Source organism: Myroides sp. WP-1 (assembly GCF_014145635.1).
Taxonomy (GTDB): domain Bacteria; phylum Bacteroidota; class Bacteroidia; order Flavobacteriales; family Flavobacteriaceae; genus Flavobacterium.
Genome location: NZ_JACHTC010000036.1, coordinates 1 through 6,129, shown reverse-complemented (window position 1 = coordinate 6,129; position 6,129 = coordinate 1). Strand labels below are relative to the sequence as shown.

The following is a 6,129-nucleotide window of genomic DNA, read 5'->3' as shown; positions in this document are numbered from 1 at the left end:
TTGAACAATTTGAAACGATTATCGCGAATGAAGTAGTGAAAGAACAGATCGAAGAAATTGTCAAGAATGTTGGAGGGAATGTGTTTTATGATGGAACTAAATTCGAATATACCGATGGTAGTGGAGTCAAGCAGTTGATTGATGTTGCTGCTATAGTCAAAGCCAATGAAACGGTAACTAGTTTAGATTATAATTCTACTACCGGGGTTTTAACTTACCAAGATGAAGAAGGAGAGGCTTCAACAGTAGATCTAAAAGCAGCAGTCAAAGCGCATGAAACCAAAACGACCTTGGTAGACAATCAAAATGGTACCTATACGTATACCTCAGAGAACGGAACGCAAACGATTATCAATGTACCTCAATCTGTTGTTGAACAATTTGAAACGATTATCGCGAATGAAGTAGTGAAAGAACAGATCGAAGAAATTATCAAGAATGTTGGAGGGAATGTGTTTTATGATGGAACTAAATTCGAATATACCGATGGTAGTGGAGTCAAGCAGTTGATTGATGTTGCTGCTATTGTCAAAGCCAATGAAACGGTAACTAGTTTAGATTATGATTCTACTACTGGGGTTTTAACTTACCAAGATGAAGAAGGAGAGGCTTCAACAGTAGATCTAAAAGCAGCAGTCAAAGCCAATGAAACGGTAACTAGTTTAGATTATAATTCTACTACCGGGGTTTTAACTTACCAAGATGAAGAAGAGGAGGCTTCAACAGTAAATATAAAAGCAGCAGTTAAAGCCAATGAAACCAAAACTAAATTAGTAGATAATCAAAATGGTACATTGACCTATTACAACGAAAGTGAAATCGATGAAACAGGCACCCCAAAAGCAAATAGTGGCGTTACTTTTGATACTACAAAGAGTAAAGGCTATGTTCTAACACAGGCTTTTCCTGGTTCTGGTGCAGTAAATGTTGAGCCTGTGCTTGGATGGACTTTAGCTGAACTGACATATTCGCAGGCGCTTAAAGATGTTTATAACCCACTACCTTCAGCAGCTACCAGACCTTTATTTACACTATATTTTGATGCGAATGACAATCCCGCTACGACCAAATTCATAAACACTACGTTTGAAGTTTTAATACAAATGTCTACGGAAGGGGGTCATCATATTCTTAACACAATTAAAACTGGGATGACTTTTGACCTTTATGTTAACGGTGTATTGATATATGATGAGTATCGTCTTCTAGAATTTGTGAGTGGCTCATTAAATGATATTTATATAGCGACGATGTATGTAAATCTTTCTTGGTTTAAGATGATACCTAATACTGTAGTGTTGAGACCGACAGGTAATAAGTTAGAAATTAAGGCATCAGTTAAGGCTAATACTTTTCGTAAGAATATGGGTACTAGTGAGGGATCTTTTATTAATGGGTCTAATCTTCAAATTTTAAGGGTTTTGACAATGGATCAAGCTGTGGGGATTTTCGAGAAACAATAGCGTTTTATAAGAAAGTATTTTGGTACATCATATTTTGTGTTTTTTGGTTGGAGTCTTGTTCTTTTTTGAGCAAGCTCCGAACCAAAAAAAAGATTATTAAAAGAGGTATAACGACAATATCGTAGTCGAAATATGGAGGAATCTATTCGTTTTTGATATACCAAAAGAAAGCATATGCTAAGGAGATCATCTCACTAGTGATGTCAAATAGTAGGGAAGAAAGGAGGTGCTAATAGTTCCTCCTTTTATTTTTCTGAATTAGAAAAGGTAAAAACGACATACAAAAGAACCTTTGTTTAGAACAGCACGCACAGGATTGCAGGTAAACCACGAGCTTTTTTTGAATAGAAAAAGGTAAAAACCACATAAAAAAGAACCTTTGTTTGTAATAATATGTACAGAATAGGAGGTAAACTACGAGCTTTTTTGAAGTGGAAAAGATAAAAACGACATAAAAAAGACTTTTAGAGAGAATGAAAAACAAAGCAGTTGTATTTTTTTTCGCATTTAATATAGGTGTAAACGCAGAAACAGGACAACATGTAAAGAAATGGATTTTAAAGATTCGCAAAAAAGTTAAGAAACGAAACAAATGAAGGCTTTTCATGAAAAATAAATGGAAGAAGAGATCTGAACAATACACTAATCAAAAGGGCACTTTAGATTGATAGCGATTGAAAGTGAAGATGCTACTAGGCTACATCAGAGTAGAATCATCTTTGTTTTACCTGATTATTACCAGTTTTTTAACAAAAGTTAAATTGCGTATCATTATTGGTTTGATGATGATTTAGTGGTTTTTTGATTCTTTTTTTAACTTTTTTGTTCGTTAAGTTTGGATATCGGTTGTTGGCCTGAAAAGCTAAAAAATACTTAATGATGAATTGAGAAATGGGGTATAGGGAGAAACACGAGTAAAGCTTGAAACCTAATAAAATGGGAATCAAGAGGAATTAAACTTAAATCGATATAAGTATGAAAAAAAAGTTAGTGTCAATTGCTTTTTTGTTATTGGCTTCTGTTATGCACGCTCAGGTAGGGATTGGGACTACCAAGCCTAATAAATCTGCAGAATTAACCTTGTTCTCTAATGATAAAGGGGTGCTCATTCCTAATATTTCTTTAACTAATACGAGGGATCAAACCACAATTTTAAATGGAAACGTAGAGAGTTTATTGGTTTATGCAAATAAAGCGCAAGCAGATATTGTACCTGGTTTTTACTACTGGAATGAGGCCGAAAAAAGATGGTTGCGTCTCGTACCAGATCTAGAAATAGCAGATGAAGTTATTAAGAATTTCCCGAGTATTATAGGTGATCCTGATGTAAGGGAACAAGTCTTGAATTTGTTTGCCAGTAGTAAGGGAGGAAATGTGTATTATGATGGCTCAAATTTCACCTATACAGATGCTGATGGTGTAGAACAAGTGATTAATCTCGCTGGTTTTATCAAAGCTAATGAGACGGTAACCTCATTGGTGAAAAATAACGACGGTACGTATACCTATACATCAGAAAATGGCACGCAAACTCTTATCGATGTTCCTCAGGATGTTATTGATCAGTTTGAAGATATCATCGGCAACGAAGCAGTAAAAAACAAAATTTTGGAGCTCATTACTGTTGCAGGAGGAAACGTATTTTATGATGGTTCAAATTTCTCTTATACAGATGCTAATGGTACAAATCAAGTGATTGATTTAGTGAGGTTTGTTAAGGACAATGAAACGTTGACGGTCTTGGCTTATGATGCAACTACAGGCGCATTGACCTATAAAGATGAAAAAGGCGACACAGTAACCGTAGATGTCAAAGGCGCAGTTAAAGCTTTCGAAACAGTAACGAGTGTAACCAGCGATACAACCGCAGGAACGTTGACTTTCAAAGCAGAAGATGGAGTAGAAACGGTGTTGAATATCAGTGATCTGATGAAAGAAACGTTGACGGTCTTAGCTTATGATGCAACTACGGGCGCATTGACCTATAAAGATGAAAAAGGCGACACAGTAACTGTAGATGTCAAAGGTGCAGTTAAAGCTTTCGAAACAGTAACGAGCGTAACCAGCGATACAACTGCTGGAACGGTAACTTTCAAAGCAGAAGACGGAGTAGAAACGGTGTTGAATATCAGTGATCTGATGAAAGAAACGTTGACGGTCTTGGCTTATGATGCAACTACAGGCGCATTGACCTATAAAGATGAAAAAGGCGACACAGTAACCGTAGATGTCAAAGGCGCAGTTAAAGCTTTCGAAACAGTAACGAGTGTAACCAGCGATACAACCGCAGGAACGTTGACTTTCAAAGCAGAAGATGGAGTAGAAACGGTGTTGAATATCAGTGATCTGATGAAAGAGACGTTGACGGTCTTGGCTTATGACGCAACTACAGGCGCGTTGACCTATAAAGATGAAAAAGGCGACACAGTAACTGTAGATGTCAAAGGCGCAGTTAAAGCTTTCGAAACAGTAACCAGTGTAACCAGCGATACAACCACAGGAACGTTGACTTTCAAAGCAGAAGACGGAGTAGAAACGGTGTTGAATATCAGTGATCTGATGAAAGAAACGTTGACGGTCTTAGCTTATGATGCAACTACGGGCGCATTGACCTATAAAGATGAAAAAGGCGACACAGTAACCGTAGATGTCAAAGGCGCAGTTAAAGCTTTTGAAACAGTAACGAGTGTAACCAGCGATACAACCGCAGGAACGTTGACTTTCAAAGCAGAAGACGGAGTAGAAACGGTGTTGAATATCAGTGATCTGATGAAAGAGACGTTGACGGTCTTAGCTTATGACGCAACTACAGGCGCATTGACCTATAAAGATGAAAAAGGCGACACAGTAACCGTAGATGTCAAAGGCGCAGTTAAAGCTTTCGAAACAGTAACGAGCGTAACCAGCAATACAACCGCAGGAACGTTGACTTTCAAAGCAGAAGACGGAGTAGAAACGGTGTTGAATATCAGTGATCTGATGAAAGAAACGTTGACGGTCTTAGCTTATGATGCAACTACAGGCGCGTTGACCTATAAAGATGAGAAAGGCGACACAGTAACCGTAGATGTCAAAGGCGCAGTTAAAGCTTTTGAAACAGTAACCAGTGTCACAAGCGATACAACCGCAGGAACGTTGACTTTCAAAGCAGAAGACGGAGTAGAAACGGTGTTGAATATCAGTGATCTGATGAAAGAGACGTTGACGGTCTTAGCTTATGATGCAACTACGGGCGCATTGACCTATAAAGATGAAAAAGGCGACACAGTAACTGTAGATGTCAAAGGCGCAGTTAAAGCTTTCGAAACAGTAACCAGTGTAACCAGCGATACAACCGCAGGAACGGTAACTTTCAAAGCAGAAGATGGAGTAGAAACGGTGTTGAATATCAGTGATCTGATGAAAGAGACGTTGACGGTTTTGGCTTATGATGCAACTACAGGCGCATTGACCTATAAAGATGAAAAAGGCGACACAGTAACTGTAGATGTCAAAGGCGCAGTTAAAGCTTTCGAAACAGTAACGAGTGTAACCAGCGATACAACCGCAGGAACGTTGACTTTCAAAGCAGAAGACGGAGTAGAAACGGTGTTGAATATCAGTGATCTGATGAAAGAAACGTTGACGGTTTTGGCTTATGATGCAACTACAGGCGCATTGACCTATAAAGATGAAAAAGGCGACACAGTAACCGTAGATGTCAAAGGCGCAGTTAAAGCTTTCGAAACAGTTACGAGCGTAACCAGCGATACAACCGCAGGAACATTGACTTTCAAAGCAGAAGACGGAGTAGAAACGGTATTGAATATTGGTGATTTTGTTAAAAAAGAAACGATTACAAAATTAGTAGATAATCAAAATGGAACCCTGACGTATTTTAATGAAAATGAAATAGATGCAACCGGTACGCCTATTGCAGGTGCAGGAGTTACATTCAAAGTACCACAACAAAAAATTTATGAGTTAACGAATGAGCTAACGGATGTAAATGCAATAAAAACGGAAGGACAATGGAGTTTTAGGCAGATTAAAAACCGAGTTCTTTATTCTGGTTCAGGAGGAACTATTATTCATGAGACAGATTTAGTACCCATACAAATCTATAGTAATACGTTTGACATTAATACAGACTTTATAGATTCAAAGTATATGAATTTTGATTTCTACATTGAATGTGAAGTAATTACTTTAGGTGGTATAGTGCCACAGAGAACCATTTTTTCAATGTTGCAAATTGATGTATACATTAATAATGTTTTAGTTAAATCATTTTTCCCATTGCGATTTAATTTCGGTATTCCTGAGGGGTATGATAAGAAAGACGTTAAACATTATGGCGGAATATTGACTTATGGAAGTAATCTGAATCTACAAGAAACAGGAAATATAATTGAAATACGAGTTGCTCCTATTCGAAATAACTTCGGGATACTTGGAACCACGGACAATTTAGATGGGTATTTTGATTCGCTTAGTATGGATAGTAATATTATGAAAGTAAATGTATTACAACCTGTATTTCACATTTTTGAAAAACAATAAATTATGAAAAGATACTTACAATTATTTGTGTGTTTTTTGGTTGGAGCACTGCCTGTTATAGGGCAGTCTCCTTACCAAAATACGATGGTCAATCAAGGAACATTGACTATTAGTAAAGAGGCAG

1 protein-coding gene and 1 pseudogene are annotated in these 6,129 nt (G+C 37.4%); both read left to right on the top strand.

Annotated features, from left to right (window positions below; genetic code table 11):
- Positions 1-1,463: pseudogene (locus H4K33_RS15990) on the top strand (hypothetical protein); the annotation flags it as partial.
- 975 nt (positions 1,464-2,438) lie between these two features.
- On the top strand, positions 2,439-6,005 hold the full coding sequence (locus H4K33_RS15985; protein ID WP_182650810.1) for a hypothetical protein: 3,567 nt from the start codon (positions 2,439-2,441) through the stop codon (positions 6,003-6,005).
- Positions 6,006-6,129: the final 124 nt, after the last annotated feature.

What these genes read in the sequence shown, in the direction of transcription:
- H4K33_RS15985 (WP_182650810.1), top strand. Translation starts at nt 2,439, where the DNA reads ATGAAAAAAAAGTTAGTGTCAATTGCTTTTTTGTTATTGGCTTCTGTT.